This window comes from Rothia sp. HMSC069C03 (genome assembly GCF_001811075.1).
GTDB lineage: Bacteria > Actinomycetota > Actinomycetes > Actinomycetales > Micrococcaceae > Rothia > Rothia mucilaginosa.
In genome coordinates this window covers 1-1,474 of sequence record NZ_KZ627119.1, presented here as the reverse complement: position 1 = coordinate 1,474, position 1,474 = coordinate 1, and the positions used below count along the sequence as shown (strand labels likewise).

Here is a 1,474-nt window from a genome sequence, read left to right as displayed (position 1 = left end):
TGAACTGCCTCCCGTTTCTTGGACAACAAAATTAAAGTCCAAGAAACAGGAGGCTTTTCATGTACGTGCATCTGGGATTAAGACATGACCGTTCGCTTCGGAAGCAAGCAGCGCAAATGTTTAAGAGAGGATTCGGCTATGGTCTGACCGCCAAAAGGCTTGGTATGTCCGCCGCGACTGTGAGAGAGTGGCAGAAAACGTACCACGTCATCGGGAAGGACGGGCTTCTTACCATGGGAATAAAGCACACCAAATACGACTACGAGACCAAAGTCGCCGCAGCGGCGGCCGTGGTTGATGGTGGAATGAGTAAGCCTGAGGCGATGATGCGCTTCGGTATTGCAAGCGCGACACCGTTGAAGCAGTGGTGCAGGCTGTACCGCCAGGGCGGCGCGCAGGCGCTTAAGCCTAAGCCCAAGGGCAGGCCGAAGGGGTCGGTGCGGGCGGTGCCGCCAACGCGTGAGGAGGAACTTGCCGAGCGTGTGCGTAAGCTTGAGGCGCAGGTGGCGTACCTAAAAAAATCGATTGCCCTGAAGGCGCAGAAGCGCTCCCAAACCGGGACAAAGCCCTAGTGGTCGCTGAGCTTTCAGGGCGCGGTCACAAGCTGTACGATCTCCTTGAGGCTGCTGGCCTTGCCAGGTCGAGCTACTACTACGCGTTGGCTCATCCCCGGCAGCCAACCAGAGTGCAGCTACGTGCCAAGGTCGCTCAGATCTTTTCGCGAACCCCTAACGGGTGCGGTCACAGGCAGGTGGCCATGTGCCTGCGCGCTGAGGAAGGGGTGCGCATTGCCGATAAGACGGTTTTGAAGATGATGCGTCAGATGGGGCTGCGTTGCGGTATACGCCGTGAGAGGGCCTACCATAGGTACAACTCTTACAAGGGGTCTGTGGGGCAAAGTTTTGAGAACATCATCGGTCGCGACTTTACGGCGACTGGTCCTTGGCAGAAGTTGGGCACCGATGTCACCGAGTTTAAGCTCTCCTTTGGTAAGGCCTACCTCGCGCCGGTCTATGACTTTGCCAGCAAGGAGATTGTTGCCCACTCCATCTCGATGTGCCCTAATCTTGCTCAGCAGCAGGAGATGCTTCAGGTACTCATGGATGCCAAACCCGAGGGAGTCAAGCCGATTTTGCATTCGGATATGGGGTGGCAGTATCAGCACGAGTTCTACGTCAGAACGCTTGCTGATAATGGTTTTATTCAGAGTATGTCACGCAAAGGTAACTGCATCGACAATGGTGCCACTGAGCAGGTTTTTGGACATCTTAAGGACGAGTTTTTTCGTGGCCAGGACTGGCTAACTTTTGAGAGTTTCAAAGCTGACCTCGATGCGTACATTACGCATTGGAATACAACAAGACGCCAGGTGAAGCTTAAGGGCCTGACTCCGGTAGAGTACCGGGTTCAGGCCCTGCGGGAAGTTGTATAGCGGCTAGTATTTATAGCGTCCAAGTTTCGGGGCGCAGTTCAA

Annotated in this window: 2 protein-coding genes; both read left to right on the top strand. The window is 54.9% G+C overall.

Annotated elements, in window-relative coordinates:
* Positions 1-164: 164 nt before the first annotated feature.
* A complete protein-coding gene (locus HMPREF2779_RS00355) occupies positions 165-572 on the top strand; it encodes a helix-turn-helix domain-containing protein (protein WP_233992151.1) in 408 nt (135 codons plus the stop codon).
* Positions 572-1,432, top strand: a complete 861-nt coding sequence (locus HMPREF2779_RS00350; RefSeq protein ID WP_199774540.1) for an IS3 family transposase — start codon at positions 572-574, stop codon at positions 1,430-1,432. Before HMPREF2779_RS00355 ends, HMPREF2779_RS00350 begins: the two co-directional genes overlap by 1 nt.
* The last annotated feature ends 42 nt before the right edge of the window (positions 1,433-1,474 follow it).